The sequence below is a fragment of the Gottfriedia solisilvae genome (assembly GCF_002128405.1).
In the GTDB taxonomy this organism is placed as follows: Bacteria; Bacillota; Bacilli; order Bacillales; family Bacillaceae_G; genus Gottfriedia; species Gottfriedia solisilvae.
Window position 1 is genome coordinate 198,591 of sequence record NZ_NETJ01000001.1, and the last position, 20,937, is coordinate 219,527.

Sequence of the window (20,937 nt, forward strand, 5' to 3'; positions counted from 1 at the left end):
TAATAAGTTATTTTAGATAAGGTTTTTATGCTAAAATTTCAATTTACTTCTAAGGAACATATTTAAACAGATTTATATTGTTGTTCCATTTTTAAGAGCATCTTCTTCATAGCTAATCCACCTCGATAGCCGGTAAGTGTACCATTCTTACCAATTACACGATGACATGGAATCATAATCAATAATGGATTTTTACCGATTGCAGTTCCAACTGCACGAACTGCTTTTGGATTGTTGATCATATCGGCTATATCTTTGTATGTTTTTGTCTCACCATATTGAATGTTGTTTAAAGCGTTCCATACTTCCAGTTGAAATTGTGTACCTTGAAAGTCCATTGGAATTGAAAATTGTTGTCGATCCCCTTTTAAAAATTCTATAATTTCTTCTGAATAGCTTTGTAAAACACCATTATTCTCAATCAATTCTACGTTGCTAAAACGCTTTTTTGCCCATTCTTTCAGTTCATCAAAGGATTGATTTAAAGACCCAACAAAACATAATCCTGCTTCTGTTGCCGCTATATATATTTTCCAGTCTCTATGTGTCAATAATGTCCAGTAAATTTTATGATTCATTTTGTTAACCTCCTAATGCTCATTAAGAAATTGATTGAATCTTTTTTAACAGTCCGCATTTAACTTCCAAAATTTCGAAATCATCCATTCCAATCAATTACTTTAACCTGTCTTTATATTATAACCTCTAAGTCATTTAAGAAGTTGAAACTATGAATGAAAGAGCAACATATCGATAATAATCTGTTATCTTTCATCAAAAAAACCAATAGCAATCTTTTGCTACTGGTTCTTATTATTGCATCATTTATCTTTAAATTGGATTTCTGCCACTAACTTCTCTGCAGCGCTCTTATATAAATTGCTAATATTTACAAATGAAGCTATACATAATAATTGCTCAAAATATTCTAAGTCTTTCTGGTCAGATTCATTTAAAAGACTACTAACATCATTAACTCTTGATTGTAAATCGGTTTTGAAGTTTGTAACATTTCTTTCGTTAATTTCTAAAAAGCTATTATATAAATCATCTATATTTAAATCGTCTTCTTCATGTATTTTTTTGTTAAGTCCATTTAATGTATCTTTTATGTCATTAATTGATAATGCACCTTTTAAATGATAGATCAAACTAATTAAAATGATATGTTTCTTCGTGTACTTCTTATTTTTAATTGGAAAAAGTAACTTTGCTTTAGCATAATTATTAATCATCGTTTTGGTTAGGATTTTTTCGTCTGAATCTGTTTTCGCAAACTTATTATCAAATAGTTGAATAACTTGATCCATATATAGATCAATTTCAGGTATATCTTCCAGTTCTATTTTTTTATCTAAATCTAGTTTTTCTATTAAGTCATTAATTTTTATCATAGTAACCTCTGTTTATTTCGTTTATTTTCATATGTAAGTATATTTTAACATAAAAATTTTCCAATTCAAACACTTGACTACGTTATGTAATCAGTGATAATGTAGTATGTAGTTATCAATACTACGTAACATAGTTGGAGGAGAAAAATATGGAGAATTATATGCGTGAACCAATCAATTCCCTAACTCATTTAGTTGGGGCTGTCCTGTCACTTTGTGGATTAATTGCAATGTTATTCAAAACCATTTTTACTGGGGGAACTGTTTTACATATATCAGCAGTTGTAGTTTTTGGTGTAAGCATGATTCTCTTATACGCGGCATCCACAACTTATCATATGGTACTAGCGAACGATAAGGTGATTGCCTTCCTAAGACGTATGGATCACTCTATGATTTTTGTATTAATTGCAGGTACGTACGCACCTTTTTGTTTAATTAGTTTAAACGGTTTAACAGGTTGGATTATGTTTTCAATCGTGGTCTTTATTGCATTATGTGGGATCTTATTTAAGTTAATTTGGTTTAACTGCCCAAGATGGTTGTCTACTTCATTATATATTGCTTTAGGATGGGTAATAATTATCGCTTCAGTGCCCCTAGCTGATGCAATTAGTTTTAAAGGGTTAGCGGTACTCATTTTAGGCGGGATTTTCTATACAGTAGGTGGTGTAATTTATGGTCTAAAACCTAAATTTTTATCATTTAAAAATTGGGGATTCCATGAAATATTTCATATATTTATTATGCTTGGTAGTTTGGCGCATTTTTTATGTGTTTATATATTTGTTATTTGATGAATCTACTGTCGGTGGATAAAAAAAATCCTTCTTAATTAGAAGGATTTTTTTCGTTTAATTACCCATACTTTTCTGTTCATCATTACAATAATTGATGCCATACTGCCAATCAAAATACTCACTACTTCTTATGTAAACAATGATTAATTGATTGTGATTTTTCATTATCTTCCAGAATGCGATGTTAATATATCAACTATTATAAAATCACTTTTTCATAATCCTCCGGAAAAACATACACTGACTTTTACAGATAATAGAAAAGGGCTACAAAAATGTAGCCCTTACTTATATAACTAACGCTCTCGTTAGTTATACAAGATTATTAGATATCACATAGATAGTTTATTTCACTATTTTCTTCACTTATAATGGTTTAAACTTTGTCAATTCTTCTTCAATTCGGTTCATAATGTCAAACGCTCCTGCTGACTTATTTGAGCATACAACAACTTTGAAAGATGAGTTAGGAAAATAAGCAGAATGAAAGCTAACTCCAGGATCATAGCCCATTACATGGTACTTAACGATGCCATTTTCATTTTTATTAATCCATATACCGTAACCATAAAAACTACCTTCTTTAACTTGGTTGTGAGCTGTTAATAACTGATTGGTAAGTGCTTCATTTAGTAACTTGTGGTTAATTAGTGCTTCCCATAGTCTCACCATATCTTTAGCTGTAACATATGCTCCACCATCCGGGCCACCTTTAACTGGTAATGAATAAATATTTGATTTCCATGTTCCGTCTGAATTATCAATATAACCTATTGCTGTACTTTCAGGAAGAGCATCAAACGCAAAATACCCTGAATCCACCATACCAGCTTTTTTAAAAATATTTGCTTCAACGTAATCAGTAAATGAAAGCCCACTAAATTGCTCTACAACTAAACCTAGTAATATATACCCTGCATTATTATAGTGAAATCGCTCTCCCAATTTTGATTTCATGTGCTCGTTTTGAAAAAGTGGTAAGAAGTCTCTCGAACACCTAATGTGATACATAGGGTGGTTGATCCATAGTTCCTCAAAATCATCCATGACTTCTTCATCAAAATAATCTGGTATTCCGGAAGTATGCGTCAGTAAATGATGAATAGTTATCTTTTCATCCCAATTTGCAAAATTTATATCAAGACATTCACTTAAAGTAGAATCAAAGGAAAGTAATCCTTTTTCCACAAGCTGACATATTGATATTGCAGTGAAGAGCTTACATCCCGAGGCTATGCCATATCTGGTTGATGTTAGGTTTTTTAAGCGTTCGGAACGATTGGCATAGCCAAAACTTATATCCAACAAAATATTTTCATTATCTTTAACCAATGCTGTACCTGAGAAATTATTATTATTTTGGATATTTGAAATGCTTTGTGAAATATTTATGTTCATTTGCATCTAATTCCTTTAATTTATTTGTTTTATTAATGGTATTAATTTCCATTCATACTATTTATTCCACAATAAATGATAGAAACCTTTATTTCTCACCAATTGCTGCTAATTGCTTGCTTTAATAAAAAAAGAACAGCCAAAGGCTGCTCTCAATCTTCAACTAACGGGCTTGTTAGTTAAAAAGAAAAACACTAAATTACTTTTACTTAATTAATATTACAACCACTTGTTCTATTTACTTCAATCTCATCTTTAACTTTTTCAAATATAAATATTGATACTAAAAACTACCTTCCCATATTTCGTTTTCGACTAGAACGCCGTCTTTCATATATGTAACTGATAATTTTGCATGTGTAAGTTTCGCCTCATTTTGTAGAAAAGTCAATATTTCATTAAATAACCTTATATCATCCTCTTTTTTCTTTCGTGGGATTTCAATATCAATTGAAGGGGTTGCATCGTAATTTTTATAACTACTTGGCTGGTTTGGATCCACTTGATAAACGTAACCAACTGATTCATCAAACTTAATATAAATTTTATCTATTTTCTTTAACTTTTGTTTTATATATCCTTTTATATTTTTTCTTAATTCATTCTCCCATTTCTTTGCAACATAACTGTCTTCCATTCGTTGAGACCTATCATTAAAATAAATAAAAAACTCCGTTTGATCTTTAGTGTTTTTTGCATTAGCAGCATATTCAAAGGGGAAAACTCCACCATCGTCAAAATAACTACCTTTTAATTCTACATTTTCTCGATTTGTGTCAATTATATATTCTTCTGCTAATGAGACAGCAATTTCCATTTCTTGTGGATCCGCAATCCAGGTACTAACGATAAACCAAATAAAACAGTATATTGCTATTACTCCAGTTCCAATAACAACTAGCAACAATTTGAGAAAAATATTTATTTTCCTTTTAAATAACTTAACCAATAAGTACCCAATGCCAATAATCAAGAGAAATAGTATAAGTGGAAACAATACATTTAATATCATATTAATCCTCATTAATTTACTTTATATATAAATTTACCATAATTATCCAATTTTGTTTCAAGAATTTTTTATGACTTCTCTCATTATTTACATCAAAAAAAGAGTCACAACTGTGACTCTTGCATTCAACAAACGCGCTAGTTAGTTGAATATGGTATTAAGAAATTCTAAGTTTATGGAAATAAAAAATAGTGACGATTTTTTTGATCGTCACCGTTGCATCAGTAGTTCCTATTTAGAAATGTTTTTGAGTATCTTAATGTTTTGATCTCTTTCACCACCATCGGACAACTCTTCTGAAAATTCATGTTCTGCCTTCTTACCTAACAGAATTTCAGATGACTTGATTGTATTAGATGATAAATTATTATTTGGTGCAGCCTGTTCATTCCATTTTCCCATCAAAATCACCTCTTTTTTATTAGTATAGGAATTTTGCCATGATTATATTTAGTAAACACAAATAAAAAACACCAAACGTTCATCACTTACAAAAACAAAATTTTCCTTTGTTAAGTATTTTCTTTTATTTCCTTATTCTCGCTGTTCAACTAACGCATGCGTTAGTTCAAGTTAGGATTTATTTATTTCAGTAATGATTTCAAATCCTAGGACGATTATTACTATATGTATTTATTGAATTTCTTCATTCATTATATCTTTGTTACTTATAACGGGCGCTGTTGGTGAAATCGTACTTTTTAAAATGGTCCAATATTATTCGAATTATTTGGATTTGTCGTATCTCTCCCAATTTCTTCACTCATTGTTTGATTATCACTTTTATTTGGTGCGCCAGTTCCAAACTTCTTTTCCATAAAAAAACCAAATGCAATCACAGTTAAAATACCTCCAGCAATCCATACCACGTTTAATTCATCCTCTCGTATTATGATACCTGTTCATAATATTACCTGTATTATATTCCATTTAATTCCAAAAAGTCCTTTACTTATTGAACTATATTACCATTCGGTTAATAAGAATATACTAGAAATGCGAAAGACATTTTTACAATCAATCTCTTTTTGTTTTTTAATTGAATAGGTAATATAGATTGTTTTTAGAATATTACTTGATTCGATGTTCAATATTCGTATAATGTATTTTTTTAAGTTCATTTAGCAATGACCTATCTACATATAAAGTTGATTCTTTTCCATTATATTTATCAATATCATACAAGCTATTTATTACGTATAATTCATTAAAACGCAAATAAATTTTAATTGAATTTTCTTTAGGATTTTTATAAATATTATTTTGATTTTTAAGTATTAATTTACACAATAAGTAGGCATTATTGTGATCAATTCCAAAAGTATGTCCTGGAGAGTATACGACGATTTTTTCTACACTCATTTCATTGCCTTCTATAGCTAAATAATTCCAATCGTTTGTCTTCATGGATATTGGCTCTCGAATATTGTCAACTTTGTCGAAATAACCTTTATTTTCTAATTGAATGCTCCCCACAAAACACACTAATATTATCAACGTTATCAATATTACTTTTTTATAGTTAATCCTATTCCCCTTCTTTCAATAACAAATCTTCAAATATTCTATATTACTTCAATTTAAATTTTAGCATATCAACTAAAACCTTTCTTATTTAAGTAAACTGCCAGGTAGCTATAAAAAAAAGACCGACAAAATTGTCGATCTTTTTTAATGCGCTCGTTAGTTGAATAATTTTCAAGTTCAGTTTTCAAATCTCTGGGTAGTATTTCATAATCTACTAAAGCCATATTAATGCGAATTATCGGAAGTAAGATAGCATATTCCAGGAATTAGCAATAATTTCTTACATTCTGTATTAACGTATCCTCCCCAAAAAGATTTATTATTCACCACAACATCGGAATGTGAATGATTCATCCGAAATATAATGCAAAATAAAGATCGTTTTATCTCTTCGGCCCATCTCACGTAAAGCTGTTGCCAGGCGGTTTTGTCTTGAATAAAAACCGGCCAAGATTCTGAAGTAACGTATTGTGTTTGTGGATAATTTTAATAGTAATGAAAGTGAGGTATAGTCCAATGAATTCTTCATTAGTTAATTTCTAAATTTATCAAAGGGGTGAGACCAATGATAAGATAACACTTTCACACAAATAACTTTTGGAATGTTCAATACATTTTTCGAGGTGAAAGTGATGAATTTTAAACAAAAATACTCTATGAATGAAAAAAATATAATTACTTGGTCTATTCAGCCGAAGTGCACACCATTAGTTCTAAGGAACTGTAATAAATGCGGAAAAAAAAAGGAATTTTATTGTAGTGAACTTTTTAGAATGAATGCGAATAAACAAAAAGTAGATGTATGGTTAATTTATAAATGTAATCAATGTGATACTACATGGAACTTAACTATCTTTTCTCGCATTAACCCGGTAGATATAGATAAAAGCTTATTTGACAAAATGTCGAGAAATGATAAGGAAACTGCATGGAAATATGCCTTCGATATGGAAACACTTAGAAGTAATCAAGCGGAAGCAATTTTTAACATTGATTATTTTGCAGAAGGCGAAAACATTGATTTATATAAAAACCTTTCGAAAGAAATTTTTATTAACATTGAGTCACAATATAGCTTTAATCTTCGCCTAGACAAGTTTCTTAAAGAGAAATTAAACGTTTCAAGAAAAATGCTTTGGAAGATGATAGAATACGGTTTTATACACACAATCCCCGAAGTTAATATAAGAAAGCATAAAATAAAAGAAAAACAAATCAAAATTATTATGACTAACAATGCACTACAAATGATTAATTCAACTTTCGCATTTGAAAATCACCATTAAACATCCCTTTTTTTGATTGTGGGGGGCGTTGATTATTATTATTGTCTTTAGGTTTATCTTGAAATTGAGTATTCCACTAAAGTGCGCTTTATTGATATAACTAAAGCCTAATTTCTCACTTATAATACCGAGAAATTAGGCTTTTTTATATTTGGTTTTCGTTAACGTTGTATATCCGCATTTTCGTGCTTGTATCTATGGATTAAACTGATCCAACTATTTTTACTTAAAACTCTCTAATTGAACTAACGCGCCCGTTAGTTGAATTAGTGATTCTATAAAGATTCAATAATTATAACGATATCTCTTATTTTTTACGTTCAAATCATATAGTAAAATATTCTAATATCCTAAAAGATTTAATTTTATTAAATCATGTCATGATTTTAAGTAGTTTAATATATTCAAGTATTTTAAGGAGATTTCAATATGAAGTTATATAAAAAACTTTCTTTTATTACCATTTTATTTTTAATATTAACTGGTTGTGAGTTTAGTCTTAATTCCGGTAAGTCTTTAGATACCTCTGATTTAGAATTTAATTCAATGTCTGCAGGTACAGTGTACAGTAGTTAAGTTAAAAGGACTTGATAAGAAAGTTATGATATATGGTCAAAATCCACTTAGAGTTGCTGATGGAAAAAGGTATAGATATTTAGGCTGTTTCTATCCCGAAGGATATACTTCAGACGACGAAAATGTTTTTTTGGGTCCAAAACAGATTGAAAAAGTCTACCATTTAGGTTACAAAAAAAAATAAAAAAGTCCATTGTTGTATAAAGTTTAAGATAATACAACAATGGACTTTTTAAAATTGAAACATGCTATTTCTTGGGATTTGCGAAGTTGATTCAAGGCAATTACATAAAAAAGAACAATAGAAGAAGTCCCATGTTGTACAACTAACGCATGCATTAGTTGTACAAGGGATTTTAAAATTTTAGTTTAATTTACTTTTGCATAGATGCAGGTATCAGTTAGTGTTTTACCGTCAGCTGAAAGATCTTCATTACGTAATATCCCTTCTAGCTCAAAACCTAGTTTTTCAGGGATCTTACGACTTTTAGTATTTTTAGATTCACATCGTATTTCAATCCTTCTAAATTTGAGTAGCTGAAAGCCAAGTTTTGTTAACTCACTTACTGCTTCTGTCATATATCCATTGCCACTAAATTTCGTGTTAATCCAATATCCAATTTCACATTTAGAAATCTTCCAATTAATTGCGTGAAGGCTAGCAGTTCCTAAAAATTCATTAGTACCCTTATGATAGATAAGATAGCGAAAGCTTTCTCTTTTCAAAAAATCAATATGGGCATTTCTCAGGAGAATTTCCATTTCTTCAACAGTAGGAATTGACTGGAATAATTGTAACCATTGCTTTAACTCACTAATTGAATCCTCAATAGCTGGGTTTACTACATTCCCCTCACCAGCTTGAAGTGGTGCTCGAATAATTAGTCTGTCTGTTTCTATTTGTAACGGAACATCTAATAAAATAGGATTCATATAATTTCCCCTCTCGAAAACTTTAAATTATGACCTAATGAAACTTATATAATAAAAAAAGCTTCATTATTGGTTAACCCTGTCGCTACAATTTCACAATTACACTGCGGAAGTTTATTAATCGTTGCTCCTCCTAATGCATGCCAGGTATATCCAGAATCACAACATTTTCTTACAACGAAGGAATCATTTACTTGATATACAGCTATACAGAAAAGCTAAGGAACCTCCCCATAATGGTGAATAATAAATATATATTCAATTAATTATCTAGAAAACCTTTTAAAATTAAAACTAAACTGCCAGTTAGTAAAAAAATTGGCTACCAAAGCAGCCATCTAATTGTTCAACTAACGCGCCAGTTAGTTGAAGAAGAAGATAACACTATCATTCTGAGTGTTATTGTTTCCATATAATTAGTAAAATGCGGTTAATTAAGAATACCATTCCAAGAATAATGGCTAAGATTGTTTTATCCGCAACATACAAAGCGGATGAGGTAACTCCGAAGATTATTAATTCCAGAATAAACCTGTACGGTTCAGGCATTTTCAACGATGCCTTTGGTGCAATAAATGTCCCCCATAATAACGCTAAAAGTAGTGGTGATCCAATACCAAATACAAGTTTTGTATAGAATCTGTTACCAACTTGAAAGCCCCAATAACCTAGCGATATAAGAGCACATATTTCTAGAAGAAATCTGATTACTAAATTTACAGACCTTAAGAGCACTTAAAGAACACTCCTTTTAACACATTTGATTATAAATTAAGTATTAACTATAACAGAGCCAAAAAATTAAAAACTAAAGTATACCTTCTAAATATTAGTTAACTTATTATTTTATTCCACTTAATGCCAACAAGTCCATTTCTTATTAAATTATCCAGTCCACAAGCACAAAAAAATAGACTGCTGTAACAGCCTTTGTTATACAACTAATGCGCCAGTAGTTGAATAACAAATTTCTACATTAATTCACTTTAAGGATGTTCAAATGTTTCGTTGTAGAAATTAAATCTATTTTCTTATTTCCTTTTGTGTATAAAACTGAGGCACCTTCTCTTTTTCCCTTTTTCCATCCATTAGCTTTAAGGACTAATTCATATCCAAAAGGTATACCATTTTCTTCTGATGCTGCTGACCAATCGTAACTTATCTCTTCTTCATTTTCCTTAATTAATTCAGCATTCCGAGGGACAGGGAAGTTATATAAATCTTCTGATGGTAGATATAGAAATTGCAAAATGAAATAGTAAATAACTCCTCCGAACAAGAGCGTAGCTAAGGCTATTGTCCAATTAACCATTTTCTTCCTAACTTGGTTTGTCATAGCAGCCTCCAGTTAAATGTTCTGTTATTTACTTATTCTTCCTGCTTTATAGTAATTCCTTGTTCAACTAAACTGCCATTTAGCAAAATAGAGGATGATCGAATAATGATCATCCTCTATTTGTTGTACAACTAATGCATGCGTTAGTTGAAGTGGAAAACCAAAGTATACTCTCCATAAGATTATCTCTATAAGATTATCTCTCTATTTTACTACCAGTTCTGTTAAACACTGATTCTTAGTTAATAATCTGATTAAGAGAAAAATTATAATTAAATATTAGTATTTTGAGGTCAAATTTTATATGAGGAAATCAATTTGTATTTAAGGCATAAATTAAAACGCAACCTTATAATAACGACATAAAGTTGCGTTTAATAAAATGGATTGGACCAAGAGTTTTTAAGTTCTACACTTTTCACTTCCTACCAAATACCTTAAATTTCTACTAGGAAATAGAAAAATTAATTAGTAAATAATATGGAAACTATAGCTAAAATAGCAGGTAACCCTTGTTTAAATAAAATTCCTATATTAGCTGTAATAGCCCCGAACACGGCAGCGATTAAAACGCAAATTAAGAAAAATAACTGAATCGTAGTATTAAATGGGGCAGGGAAAAAATATAACCCAAAAAACAAACCTACTGCTAAGAAGCCATTATATAGCCCCTGATTAGCAAATAATATTTTAACCCTTGGATTTTGAAGGAAATCTTCAGTCATTTTAAATGTTTTTTGTGCTACTTTAGTTGTTGAAAAAAACATTTCTAAAAACATAATATATATGTGTTCAACTGCCACAAATAAAGTAAAAAACGTTGCTAATACTTTCATATATATCATCCTTATCAAATAAACATTTTTTTATTTTAACTATTTTGAACTTAATGTTATTATCGATTAATCTATAAGAAAAATTAATTTAATTGTTGAGTAGTTAGTTAATCTTTTAAAAGGCGACCATCAAATATTTTTATTTTAAGTGGCGCCACAAAATAATCCTTTGCTTTGGTAACAAAAGATGTGAAATGCTCACTTTTATTATGACTTTCAACCGCTACCATATCTTCCCATACTTCTACCATGGTAAATATATTATCTTTTTCTATTTCTTTATACAAATTGTAAGAGATATTTCCATTTTCTTTTCTTGAATTTTTAACAAGATCACTTATATCTTTTAAAAAATTTTCTTCCTTTGTTTTGTTTAAATGAAATTCAGCATGAATAATAATCAAAATAATAACCCTCAACTTTCAATATAATATCAAATTAGTGACAACGTTGATTTCAATTAAAATCAACGTTGTCATTCATCTAATTAAATTACTTCCAATGTGCAATCTTGTTTATTGGAAGTCGAACGGATTTATAGCCACTATCAGCAGCTTTTCCAATTGAAACAAGCATAACTGGTACATAACGGTCTTTATCTAAACCAAACGCTTCTGCAATTTTATCTTTTTCAAAACCACCGATTGGACAAGTGTCATATCCATGAGCGCGTGCCACTAGCATTAATTGCATAGCTACTAGCCCACCATCAATTAAGACAGTTTCTTTATTAACTTGGGAATCTAATGTTGAAAAATGATCTGTAAGAGCACTCATTTGTCTTTCTTTAACTTCTTTAGGCATATAACCAAGTTCAACGGCTTTGCTGTAAATTTCCTCACCATATTCAAAATTGTTTAAATCGCCAAATAAAGCAATCACTGCTGAAGATGTTTCTACTTGAGAATTATTGAAACGCGCAAGTGGTGCTAGTTTTTCTTTTCCTTGATCACTTTCAATGACAAGAAAACGCCATGGTTGCATATTAACTGAAGAAGGCGCTAGTGATGCTTCTGTAAGAATTTCTGTCATTTCTTCTTTGCTTATTTTTACTGAGGCGTCATAGTTACGAATTGCACGACGTCCAGTTAAGATTTCTTTAAAGTCATTTGTTAATTGTGTTGTAATCATAGTTGATTTACTCCATTTATCTTATTTTAGTTAGTCCACTTTTTAAATCTCTTTTATGTTGAACTGAATACGATTTAGCATTCCAATTATTGTTTCCATTTCCTCTTCGCTAAATTCGTTTAGCATTGAAGCAACGAAAAGGTCTTTTTCTTCTTGATACGAGCTTATTTTTTGACGTCCATAATCTGTAAGCTGTACAAGAGTGACTCTGTTGTCACTTGTTTTTTTACGTCTTATGATCATTTCACTCGCTTCAAGTTGTTTTAAATGCCGAGTAATTGCAGCATTATCAACATCTAACTCTTTTTGAAGCTCTTGTTGACTCAATTCCTCTACTTGATAAAGCTGATGCAACAGTTCTAGTCTTGTTTGACTAACGCCTGTACATCCAGAAAATTTAGAATTAATTTCTTTGTTAAGAAAATGCAATTTATATAAAATTAACGAACCCATAGAGCACGAATTAACCAATAAGTTACCCCCTTTTATATATTATAAAAATGTTTGATGTATCAATCATTGATATATCAAACATTATAATGCTATAAAAAATTAAATTCAACTATTTTATTTTTATGAGGTTAAACACCTTGTTCTCTTTAATATTATTCTTCATTTTTTTAAAACCATTAAAAAAAGAGGAAATGAAATTTTTATTGATGCAACAAAACAGCAATGTTATTAATTTGTAACAAGTATAATGAATAGTTGGTTTCCAAAAATAGCCCCATAATGGGGTAGCGTCAGGAAAATGCGGATTTACAACGTTAAGGAAATTACAATATTAAAAAGCCCAATTTCTCAGCATTAAAATTGAGAAATTGGACTTTTTTCGTTACTCCGGAAAAGCGCCCTTTATTTTAGGAACTAAAGTTCTTTATTCATTGAAACAACTTTAATATTTATACCATTTGGTTTATGTACAACTTCTTCATCGTATACAGCATAACCTAAGGAACTACTCAATGGCTCCCGTGTTATGAAATTAAAATTGATCCAAAGTTTAGACTGGATATCCTCCGGTTGGTGGTGGCCAAGCTCTAAATAATCTGCGTATTAGCACGATTTCACCTAAATGATAGGAGTTGTGAGATGCAATATTACGTAGTACACCACCTGGTGATTCGCCTGGCCATTTCTCCAATGATTTGTCCAATTGAACAGTTTGTGCAATCGAACATGCCTGTTCTATCCCTTGAAGAAAATTCTGAATAACCTGTTTCCACTCTTCCTCATTATTTGGCCCATCTTCAACAGGCCAGCTTTCTTTTACATCGGAAGGTAATTCAGGCTTATCTCCTTGTGCGAACAATAAGAGAAATTCTTGCCAGTATGTCATGTGTTTGACTAATTGATAAATAGTATAAGGTAGCTCTTCTATTCTTTTCCCCGCAAGATCCATTTTTATATCCAACAAAGCATTCTTGATAGGAAGATGACCTCGTTCTCCTCTTAACGATTTTATTAATGTGTCACTAAACGCTTTATTTGATTGCTCCATAAAACCGACTCCCAACATTTTTATTCTAATTTACTATATTCAAATTGAATTTTTCATCTAAACCATAAGTTGATAAAGGACCCCATCTTTAAATAATTACAGTACATCTTTATTTTTTTATTATACTGATTAGAGTAAACTCTAAGTCAATAGATAAATGAATGATAAATCTTTTACTCCTTCTTTATCTAATCTGCCATTTAGCGCATTAAAAAAATGGACTAAATAGTCGATCATAATGTTCAACTAACGCACTTGTTAGTTATACGAAAATTTATCATGTTAAGTTATTAATAGCTACAATGACAATTAGAACAATAATTAGTTCCCCGAACCCGTTTATTCTCTTTTTGACATTTTGGACATGTGACTGTACGTGAATCATATTCAGCTGACTTCATTGTACTAGCCATAATTTGTGTTTGAATCCAATCAGTTCTAAAAAACGCATAAGCTAACACAATAAGCGTTATTCCAAGAATAATTACTGTAATCATTAAGAAAAGATCCTCCAAATCGCTTTATTTGTTAAATTATACCATTTTTACTTTTATTAAAATTAGATATTAGTTTTTAATAATGTATTTCTCCCAACTGACGCTCTTAATCTCTTCATCTGTTGGTGTAGTAACACGATTAGCGTTATTTTCCGTTCTTGTTGTAAAAGATTTAACCTCTGATGGTTGATTCCACTCATTTTCGTATTCATCACACATTACAAAAAGTTCATTGGTTTCAACATCTTTTACTATCTCTACCCAACCTTGATCACAAATAGGACACCAAGCTACTTTTTTATAGTTCACTATTAAATCATCCTTTAGTTATTTTAAGTAATTGTTCAACTATCGCGCCAGTTAGTTGAATAAGGATGGGCTATGATTTTCCTTATAAACTCTTCTTTGATCGTTTTCCATTTATCCTTTTACGTAAGATTAATACAACAATACTCGTTATCAGCAATAATATTGGAATTGCTTGAATAAATAAAAATCCAAATAAAAACCCTTGCCACATTTCTGCATCGTTCGTAGCGCTATCTGTTCCCATGACCCCGATAAAGTAAGCCAATGGAATTGTAAGTATATTAAATACAATGCTCATCCAAAAAAAGGATTTGCTATATGACATCGTTCTAAATATTTTATTTTTACTATCCAATATGAATCTTCCTTTTCAATACATTTTTACTACTTAAATTATAACAGTTCTTATGCAACTAATTTGCCATTTTGCGCATAAAAACGACTATACAGTCGATCATTTTTGTTGAACTAACGCGCCAGTTAGTTCAATAAGTGAATTAGTTTATTCATTGATTGGTTTACGGTTTGCAACTAATATCTCATATAATTCATTAAATATTTGTGAATGTTTATCAGCTAACTTATAGATGTTTTTACCAACTTTTAAATAACCTTGGTCATTAATATCTAATATGTAAAATTCAAGATTTTTTTCTTTTACAAACACATACATTGATAAAAGCTTCCCGTCATTTCTTATATTTCTATTTCCAGGGATCCTCGTATATCGAGTGTTATTAAATATATTTACTATCTGATTAATTTCTTTTGTATTTTTAAATCTTACATTGTAGTTATTCATTTTACCATTTACATAAAAACCGAAATCAATTATTTTAATTTCTCCATTATGAAAAACTGTATTAGCTTTTAAGGGAATCTTATAGTATGTAATGGTGCTAGCAATTAAAATAATCACAATTAAACCAATCCAAAGAGACTTCTTACTTTTCTTCACCTTATCCCCCTATTTGATTACATATTAATATTTACTACTTAATTAATATTCCATTTGATTCTAATAAGTCCTTTTTGTATTGATTTAGACTGCCAACTACTAAAAGTAAAAAGCAGCCAATGGCTGCCTTGAACTTCAACTAATGCATCCGTTAGTTAAATAAAGAATATAAAATTTAAAGGTAGAGCATTCCCATTTTAAATAGAGATACATAATGTCTAAATTGATTAAACTCCAGACCAACCTCCATATTTATAAGTAAAGGTATATTGTCTTTTAACAAACTGTTTTGAAGAATCTCTTGTTACTACAATAAAAGTGTATTTTCGTTCTTCAATACCTGACATATCTCCTTCATCCCAAGAACCTTTTCTACTTATTGGCTTACTATTTTTAATTTCCCCCTCAAGTCCAGTATCCATTTTAAATCGTTTTAAAGAACGTTTCTCTAATTCTATTGTTGTTTGTTCGTTAAAGTAGAGTTTTTGCTCAATAGGTTTATATAATTTCTCAACACCTACAATAATCCCAATAAAACCTATCATCGTAAAAACAAAGGCAATAACGGCTCCCATTTTAGAGATTTTATTGAGTTTTGAAAGAATAAAAAAATATAAAGCATATGGTGAGCAAAAAACTGCAACAGGAATAAAAAACGTAAAAATTGCTATAAGCAAATAACCATAAAATAGATCAAGTGAATTTAATATGTCGAATCCAAAGGCCGCAATAACAGTTAAAATAAATGGTAAAGAATACAAAATTGTTGCTTTAAATGATATTTTCATTTGAATACACTCCAGAAGTTTAATAATTATACTTTAATTTAAATCTTAATATTAAGAAATTTCAAGACAAATCGTAATAAACACACCACATGAAGTGGTGCGCCAATTGAATCTTATCAGCTTAAATATGAAAAAAGAGTTGCTGTCGCAACTCGATGTAATTGAACTAACGCGCCAGTTAGTTGAATAAGAATTCCGAATAAAAACCTACATATGATTTAACGCATCCATATATTTTCTAGCTTTCTTAGATAAACTTCAGGATCATCTTCATCGAAAATCTCTATCCCATTGTCCTCAATTATTCCATTCTTAATTAAATCTGTAACTACTTTGTCAGTAACTTCAGTATATTCTTCATACAAAGATGCATCTTCCCAAGTGGCAAAAGATATTTCATCACCAATATTTTGAAGAAGATACCATGTAGTAATTGCAGATGTTACTGGATTCCCTGTTAATTCTCTTGCTTTACTTGCTGGTAAATGAGCATATATTATTTGTTCTTTTTTACTCTTATTAATTAATTTAAATTCTTGTCCCATAATTAGCCACCACCTTTAAAAATACATATTCAAGTAAGGTAATGGAAAACCCTTTCCATGTTCAACAAAACTGTCTAATAGTGAAATAGGAGCTGATCACTCGTTCATCAGCTCCCAAATTTTATATAACTATCGCATGCGTTAGTTGAATAAGTACTATTTAGTTAGAAAACGTATCATAAATAGTTAGTAATATGATGAGAAAACTAATTGAACACAATAAAATTTGCATTTTCCGATTAGGTTTTGAATTTGTTTTTTTATTTTTCCCCATAAAAAAGTAGTAAATAAGAGGACCTATTCCAATTGATAAATAACTTATTTTTAAAATCATTTCCAATACTTATTCCCCTCCAATAATTTAGTAACCTTTAGTTAATTATACACTTCATATGCCTTGCGTAATTTGGGGGAATTTTGTATTTCACTTTAAAAAGTTATATTGGTCTAATCTGCCAAATAGCAAAATAAAAAGGCTGCAAAACAGCCTTCGGTGATCTTCAACTAACTTGCCAGTTAGTTACATATCAATCTATTTTGGTATTTAATAGTAATGTGTTCTCATTTACCATTCAATAGGAATTTCCAAATATTATACAAAATACCTAAAAATTCAAATGGTCTATATGCAATAAACAACAATAAATAGATACTAATGAGACTTAATAATACTCTTACAATAATTCGTTTCAAATTATGACTCCTTAAATATTTGTTTACTTCATGATCTTCAACTAACGCGCCAGTTAGTTATATAAGAAAATTATAGATACGAAACTTGATTACTTAAATAATCTTTTCGGCAATAGATTATTCCATCGATTTTAGGTCTAGTCGTATAATAAAAATATTCTTATTGTCATGCCAGAATTCCAAAGTCCAATCTTTTTTATGATCTACATAACCAATGATATCCGTTCCTTGTTCTACTCGTTTGTAATAAGTGTCCCCGTAGGTTTTAATTGCTTTGTCAATAGAATCATTTAAATGTATACCCTTTGAAGTTTTCGTTTCCTCACTACTGAATGTAATTCGGGTAATTTTATGATTTTTCTTATCTACAGCAATCATTTTATTTTTGATACTGTAATAAGTATGTTGGTCAGTTTCCATATGTATTACAGAATCACCATGTTTTTCTATAAATTTGTCATCCATTATTTCATCTAGCTTTATACCTTCCACTTGCTCATATGATAAATCAGTATTCTTCTCGTGCTTAAAATAGTAAGAACGTTCACACGATGTTACTAATGATTGAAAAATGAAACATATAATTAGGATATTAAAAGATTTTTTCATGTTTACCTCCAAAATTCAAATGGATACTTTGAAAAAACCTTCTGATTATTACCCATTTTGTTTACCAAATTTTAACATATATTTATTTTTCTTGTTTAACTAATTTTCAATTTAGCACTATAAAAAATGGACTACCGAAGTAGTCCATCGTTTGGGCAACTAACGCGCCAGTTAGTTACATAAGAAAAAAGATATTTCATTATTAAAGGATAAATTTCCAAGGACTTTTTAAAATATTGTTGAAAGTTCAATACACTTGTTAATTGCTGAAGTTAAATTCGTCTCATCCAATTTCTGTCCTAATATCAATTGAGATTCTACTAAATGCTGATATCCATTTCTTTTTTCTTTTTGAGTTGGACAAATAATATAACCTTCATCTTCATCCCAAGTTAAAACTATTAATTTTTTATTTTTTGTAGCCTGACTGTAATTTTTTTTATTTAACATTATAGCTAATGATGAAGATTTTGCTGGAATTGGTGGAATCCTTGAATAACACTGCTCAAGGCAGTTATTTATCTTGTTATATAGTTCTGAATCCTGAAAAGGAACAGTTACTTTTTCTATATTTTCAATCTCAATAATACCAAGACCAACCAATCTTCCAGTAGAAATAATGACTAAATCGCTTTGTACTATATCATAATACAAATTTATTTGCTTAAAAGTATGATCCAATTTCCCGCCTCATTTTTATGTTATTTTTTATTGAACAACATTGAATACAAGTAACATTCTAGATGAACTTTATATAATCCTTCTTTAACTAATCTGCCATTTAGCGCAATAAAAAAATCGACTATACAGTCGATCGTAGTTCAACTAACCCGCCAGTTAGTTGAATAAGCTAACGAAATAATTTTTTTAAAAACTCTTCAAAGGTGTCTGCAATTTTGAAATATTCCCAATCTGTTGTTTCATTAGATGAAGCTGAGAAATCTTCCTCTATATACAAAATGGGAGGATTATCTTTTCTATTTCGATAATCCAACACTAGCCAACAATGAAAATCAGTCCATAATACAATAAGCTCTTTAGAAAGTCCATCAACTTCTTTTAAAAGTTCTAAAGATGACAAAATACTAATGTCATCTTTTTCAAAATGTATTGGTTCTATAGAATGAATACTTCCTGTAACTCCGCTTGGTAAAATAAAATATCGATAATTTATTTCCCCTCCATTTTGAATCTTCATTAAATCTATTAACGACTGAGGGAATTTAATAGATAAAATATCCTCTGCTCTTTTTATTATTTCATCGTTTATCGGATATTCAATACGTTTATATTTTGTTTTTTCATTCCAAAAATCCTGACCATTATAATAATTCCTTTTCAAACACTTCACCTCCTATATATAATTCATTTAACATTAGTATAATTCATATGCCTTGTTCAACTATATTGCCATTAGCACAATAAAAAGGCTCTACTTCGTTATTGAAGTAAAGCGCCAGTTAGTTCAATAAGAAAAAACTATTAATCCTTTTCATAATAATAAGCTTCTGTCCAACTATACTCTTTTCCATTATCTGCACACCATTGTACAAATCCTTCAGATTCCACCTTTTTAAAATCTATCCAATCACTCAGTAAATTCTTATAGTAAATTAGATTATCATTTAAATTCTTTTTAAATTGTTCATTGTCCACTTTTGATATTAGATCTTCGATTTGGACAATTAAACTCTTATCTTCATTGATATCTCCAAGATAAAAATCTTCAGAAATATGATGAAATGAATACCATAAAGAATAAAAATAAAGTTCGATTAACTGTAATAACGCATTCTGTTCTTTATCCCTTCCAATTTCAATTGCTATTTTCAAGTATTTAATTCGATATTCTGTATTCAAAAAAAGACCATGCCATCTAAATGGTCTTGAATCTTTTGGTGTTGAAATCATCCATTGATTAAGGAGAGGCTTCAATAAATTCTCCTCCAGTGGATGCACAAGTACATGATGTATTTCTTCTGTATTTTCAAATACATCAAAAAGCCAGCAAGCAAACTCTTTTTGGGCATTTGCATCCCATTTTTTTAAGTCATTAATAAAGGTATTTAAAGACTTAAAAGCTTCCTTCCTCAAACCTTTTTCTTTTAGGATACAGAATTCTTTAAATAGCTTATATTTATCGGAATGTTCATTTTTAATGATGTATGTTAGTACATTTTCCAATTTTCCACCTATACCTTATATAATTTTTATACACTTTAAATCTCAACTAACGCGCCAGTTAGTTACTTAAGGAATTTTAATCTACTCGCGCAATTATTTTTCTATCCAGCCATCTTTCGAATGAACTTGTATTATCTTGCTTTTACTTATAAACTCAACTGTTTTCCCATCTACTTTGTACTTTATTATAGTGAATTTTATTTTAACCAAATCATATTCGGGATGTTCTGTCATAATAGAATAGTTTTCATACATTGAGTCTAATCCATCAACTATTTCTTTCCATAACCAATCTGTTTTCCACCATCCCCTTTCATTCTTGTTATAACTATAAGTCAGTTTTAATTGGTTAGATTGGAGCTCGAAAATTTCATTTGTCGTTAAAGTTTTCGTCACAACTTGCTCGTTTTTCGTGTTATGAACGATATATTTAATATACGCACCTTGAATTTTCGTGAAATTCCCAGCGATCACCAAACCCAAAATAATGAATATGATAATAAGCCTTATTTTAAGTTTCCTTTTTCTTTCAGTTTCATCAATCAATCATAACACTCCTCAAAATAAGCTTTTATTTATAAGAGATTAGAGGTGCAAGATGAATATTCCTTTTTACGAAATAAA

General features: G+C 29.8%; 28 protein-coding genes and 1 pseudogene. 3 read left to right on the forward strand and 26 right to left on the reverse strand.

The window, feature by feature from the left end; all coding sequences use genetic code 11:
* Positions 1-62: 62 nt before the first annotated feature.
* Positions 63-578 carry a methylated-DNA--[protein]-cysteine S-methyltransferase gene (locus CAB05_RS00775; protein WP_087997878.1) on the reverse strand — a complete coding sequence of 172 codons (516 nt, stop codon included), beginning with the start codon at positions 576-578 and terminating at the stop codon, positions 63-65.
* Positions 579-821: 243 nt separating this feature from the next.
* Positions 822-1,394, reverse strand: coding sequence for a DUF1836 domain-containing protein (locus CAB05_RS00780; RefSeq protein ID WP_087997880.1), 573 nt, complete (start codon positions 1,392-1,394; stop codon positions 822-824).
* Positions 1,395-1,543: 149 nt separating this feature from the next.
* Here CAB05_RS00780 and trhA point away from each other — a divergent pair, with 149 nt between their 5' ends.
* Positions 1,544-2,191 (forward strand): PAQR family membrane homeostasis protein TrhA, encoded by a 648-nt coding sequence (trhA, locus tag CAB05_RS00785; RefSeq protein ID WP_087997882.1) that lies wholly within the window; start codon positions 1,544-1,546, stop codon positions 2,189-2,191.
* Between the two features lie 369 nt (positions 2,192-2,560).
* Here trhA and CAB05_RS00790 read toward each other — a convergent pair whose 3' ends face one another.
* The 6 genes and pseudogenes from CAB05_RS00790 to CAB05_RS22715 all read right to left on the reverse strand — a co-directional run.
* The gene (locus CAB05_RS00790; RefSeq protein ID WP_087997884.1) at positions 2,561-3,592 is read right to left on the reverse strand and encodes a serine hydrolase domain-containing protein; all 1,032 of its coding nucleotides are present in this window, start codon (positions 3,590-3,592) and stop codon (positions 2,561-2,563) included.
* Between the two features lie 283 nt (positions 3,593-3,875).
* Positions 3,876-4,496, reverse strand: coding sequence for a hypothetical protein (locus CAB05_RS00795; RefSeq protein WP_158093143.1), 621 nt, complete (start codon positions 4,494-4,496; stop codon positions 3,876-3,878).
* Positions 4,497-4,835: 339 nt separating this feature from the next.
* Positions 4,836-5,006: a hypothetical protein gene (locus CAB05_RS22270; protein ID WP_167374451.1), complete on the reverse strand. Its 171-nt coding sequence runs from the start codon at positions 5,004-5,006 to the stop codon at positions 4,836-4,838.
* A 299-nt stretch (positions 5,007-5,305) separates the two neighbouring features.
* A complete protein-coding gene (locus CAB05_RS21970; protein WP_158093144.1) occupies positions 5,306-5,473 on the reverse strand; it encodes a hypothetical protein in 168 nt (55 codons plus the stop codon).
* Between the two features lie 202 nt (positions 5,474-5,675).
* Positions 5,676-6,101 carry a hypothetical protein gene (locus tag CAB05_RS00800; RefSeq protein ID WP_142283033.1) on the reverse strand — a complete coding sequence of 142 codons (426 nt, stop codon included), beginning with the start codon at positions 6,099-6,101 and terminating at the stop codon, positions 5,676-5,678.
* 376 nt (positions 6,102-6,477) lie between these two features.
* Positions 6,478-6,576, reverse strand: a pseudogene (locus CAB05_RS22715) (Tn3 family transposase); the annotation flags it as partial.
* A 187-nt stretch (positions 6,577-6,763) separates the two neighbouring features.
* Between CAB05_RS22715 and CAB05_RS00810 the strand changes: the two are divergent.
* Positions 6,764-7,417, forward strand: coding sequence for a DUF1062 domain-containing protein (locus CAB05_RS00810; RefSeq protein WP_158093145.1), 654 nt, complete (start codon positions 6,764-6,766; stop codon positions 7,415-7,417).
* Positions 7,418-7,967: 550 nt separating this feature from the next.
* The gene (locus tag CAB05_RS22720; RefSeq protein WP_371870392.1) at positions 7,968-8,177 is read left to right on the forward strand and encodes a DUF4176 domain-containing protein; all 210 of its coding nucleotides are present in this window, start codon (positions 7,968-7,970) and stop codon (positions 8,175-8,177) included.
* A gap of 185 nt (positions 8,178-8,362) precedes the next feature.
* Here the strand turns inward: CAB05_RS22720 and CAB05_RS00820 are convergent, their stop codons facing one another.
* The 18 genes from CAB05_RS00820 to CAB05_RS00920 all read right to left on the reverse strand — a co-directional run bounded on the left by CAB05_RS00820 (position 8,363) and on the right by CAB05_RS00920 (position 20,859).
* Positions 8,363-8,926: a GNAT family N-acetyltransferase gene (locus CAB05_RS00820; protein WP_087997892.1), complete on the reverse strand. Its 564-nt coding sequence runs from the start codon at positions 8,924-8,926 to the stop codon at positions 8,363-8,365.
* A 399-nt stretch (positions 8,927-9,325) separates the two neighbouring features.
* Complete coding sequence (locus CAB05_RS00825; RefSeq protein ID WP_087997894.1) at positions 9,326-9,661, reverse strand: YrdB family protein; 336 nt, start codon at positions 9,659-9,661, stop codon at positions 9,326-9,328.
* Between the two features lie 241 nt (positions 9,662-9,902).
* Entirely contained in the window at positions 9,903-10,262 is a 360-nt protein-coding gene (locus tag CAB05_RS00830; RefSeq protein ID WP_087997896.1) for a hypothetical protein, read from the reverse strand.
* Between the two features lie 464 nt (positions 10,263-10,726).
* Positions 10,727-11,098, reverse strand: coding sequence for a DUF1304 domain-containing protein (locus CAB05_RS00835; protein ID WP_087997898.1), 372 nt, complete (start codon positions 11,096-11,098; stop codon positions 10,727-10,729).
* 107 nt (positions 11,099-11,205) lie between these two features.
* The gene (locus CAB05_RS00840) at positions 11,206-11,502 is read right to left on the reverse strand and encodes a putative quinol monooxygenase (RefSeq protein WP_087997899.1); all 297 of its coding nucleotides are present in this window, start codon (positions 11,500-11,502) and stop codon (positions 11,206-11,208) included.
* An 88-nt stretch (positions 11,503-11,590) separates the two neighbouring features.
* Complete coding sequence (locus CAB05_RS00845; protein ID WP_087997901.1) at positions 11,591-12,229, reverse strand: nitroreductase family protein; 639 nt, start codon at positions 12,227-12,229, stop codon at positions 11,591-11,593.
* Between the two features lie 42 nt (positions 12,230-12,271).
* Positions 12,272-12,700, reverse strand: coding sequence for a MarR family transcriptional regulator (locus CAB05_RS00850; RefSeq protein WP_087997903.1), 429 nt, complete (start codon positions 12,698-12,700; stop codon positions 12,272-12,274).
* Positions 12,701-13,232: 532 nt separating this feature from the next.
* Entirely contained in the window at positions 13,233-13,730 is a 498-nt protein-coding gene (locus tag CAB05_RS00860; protein ID WP_087997904.1) for a DinB family protein, read from the reverse strand.
* 566 nt (positions 13,731-14,296) lie between these two features.
* On the reverse strand, positions 14,297-14,536 hold the full coding sequence (locus tag CAB05_RS00870; RefSeq protein ID WP_087997908.1) for a hypothetical protein: 240 nt from the start codon (positions 14,534-14,536) through the stop codon (positions 14,297-14,299).
* 82 nt (positions 14,537-14,618) lie between these two features.
* Entirely contained in the window at positions 14,619-14,891 is a 273-nt protein-coding gene (locus tag CAB05_RS00875) for a hypothetical protein (RefSeq protein ID WP_087997910.1), read from the reverse strand.
* A gap of 147 nt (positions 14,892-15,038) precedes the next feature.
* The gene (locus CAB05_RS00880) at positions 15,039-15,494 is read right to left on the reverse strand and encodes a hypothetical protein (protein WP_087997912.1); all 456 of its coding nucleotides are present in this window, start codon (positions 15,492-15,494) and stop codon (positions 15,039-15,041) included.
* 227 nt (positions 15,495-15,721) lie between these two features.
* Positions 15,722-16,282: a hypothetical protein gene (locus CAB05_RS00885; protein ID WP_087997914.1), complete on the reverse strand. Its 561-nt coding sequence runs from the start codon at positions 16,280-16,282 to the stop codon at positions 15,722-15,724.
* Positions 16,283-16,500: 218 nt separating this feature from the next.
* Positions 16,501-16,827, reverse strand: a complete 327-nt coding sequence (locus CAB05_RS00890) for a hypothetical protein (RefSeq protein WP_087997916.1) — start codon at positions 16,825-16,827, stop codon at positions 16,501-16,503.
* Positions 16,828-17,637: 810 nt separating this feature from the next.
* Positions 17,638-18,129 (reverse strand): hypothetical protein, encoded by a 492-nt coding sequence (locus tag CAB05_RS00900; RefSeq protein ID WP_087997919.1) that lies wholly within the window; start codon positions 18,127-18,129, stop codon positions 17,638-17,640.
* Positions 18,130-18,357: 228 nt separating this feature from the next.
* Positions 18,358-18,810, reverse strand: a complete 453-nt coding sequence (locus CAB05_RS00905; RefSeq protein WP_087997920.1) for a hypothetical protein — start codon at positions 18,808-18,810, stop codon at positions 18,358-18,360.
* Between the two features lie 169 nt (positions 18,811-18,979).
* Entirely contained in the window at positions 18,980-19,480 is a 501-nt protein-coding gene (locus tag CAB05_RS00910) for an SMI1/KNR4 family protein (protein WP_235821337.1), read from the reverse strand.
* A gap of 131 nt (positions 19,481-19,611) precedes the next feature.
* Positions 19,612-20,313 (reverse strand): hypothetical protein, encoded by a 702-nt coding sequence (locus CAB05_RS00915; RefSeq protein WP_087997924.1) that lies wholly within the window; start codon positions 20,311-20,313, stop codon positions 19,612-19,614.
* A 93-nt stretch (positions 20,314-20,406) separates the two neighbouring features.
* A complete protein-coding gene (locus CAB05_RS00920) occupies positions 20,407-20,859 on the reverse strand; it encodes a hypothetical protein (RefSeq protein ID WP_087997926.1) in 453 nt (150 codons plus the stop codon).
* Positions 20,860-20,937 lie beyond the last annotated feature (78 nt).

What these genes read in the sequence shown, in the direction of transcription:
- CAB05_RS00775 (WP_087997878.1), bottom strand. Translation starts at nt 578, where the DNA reads ATGAATCATAAAATTTACTGGACATTATTGACACATAGAGACTGGAAA.
- CAB05_RS00780 (WP_087997880.1), bottom strand. Translation starts at nt 1,394, where the DNA reads ATGATAAAAATTAATGACTTAATAGAAAAACTAGATTTAGATAAAAAA.
- trhA (WP_087997882.1), top strand. Translation starts at nt 1,544, where the DNA reads ATGGAGAATTATATGCGTGAACCAATCAATTCCCTAACTCATTTAGTT.
- CAB05_RS00790 (WP_087997884.1), bottom strand. Translation starts at nt 3,592, where the DNA reads ATGAACATAAATATTTCACAAAGCATTTCAAATATCCAAAATAATAAT.
- CAB05_RS22270 (WP_167374451.1), bottom strand. Translation starts at nt 5,006, where the DNA reads ATGGGAAAATGGAATGAACAGGCTGCACCAAATAATAATTTATCATCT.
- CAB05_RS00810 (WP_158093145.1), top strand. Translation starts at nt 6,764, where the DNA reads ATGAATTTTAAACAAAAATACTCTATGAATGAAAAAAATATAATTACT.
- CAB05_RS00820 (WP_087997892.1), bottom strand. Translation starts at nt 8,926, where the DNA reads ATGAATCCTATTTTATTAGATGTTCCGTTACAAATAGAAACAGACAGA.
- CAB05_RS00830 (WP_087997896.1), bottom strand. Translation starts at nt 10,262, where the DNA reads ATGACAAACCAAGTTAGGAAGAAAATGGTTAATTGGACAATAGCCTTA.
- CAB05_RS00835 (WP_087997898.1), bottom strand. Translation starts at nt 11,098, where the DNA reads ATGAAAGTATTAGCAACGTTTTTTACTTTATTTGTGGCAGTTGAACAC.
- CAB05_RS00845 (WP_087997901.1), bottom strand. Translation starts at nt 12,229, where the DNA reads ATGATTACAACACAATTAACAAATGACTTTAAAGAAATCTTAACTGGA.
- CAB05_RS00860 (WP_087997904.1), bottom strand. Translation starts at nt 13,730, where the DNA reads ATGGAGCAATCAAATAAAGCGTTTAGTGACACATTAATAAAATCGTTA.
- CAB05_RS00885 (WP_087997914.1), bottom strand. Translation starts at nt 16,282, where the DNA reads ATGAAAATATCATTTAAAGCAACAATTTTGTATTCTTTACCATTTATT.
- CAB05_RS00890 (WP_087997916.1), bottom strand. Translation starts at nt 16,827, where the DNA reads ATGGGACAAGAATTTAAATTAATTAATAAGAGTAAAAAAGAACAAATA.
- CAB05_RS00900 (WP_087997919.1), bottom strand. Translation starts at nt 18,129, where the DNA reads ATGAAAAAATCTTTTAATATCCTAATTATATGTTTCATTTTTCAATCA.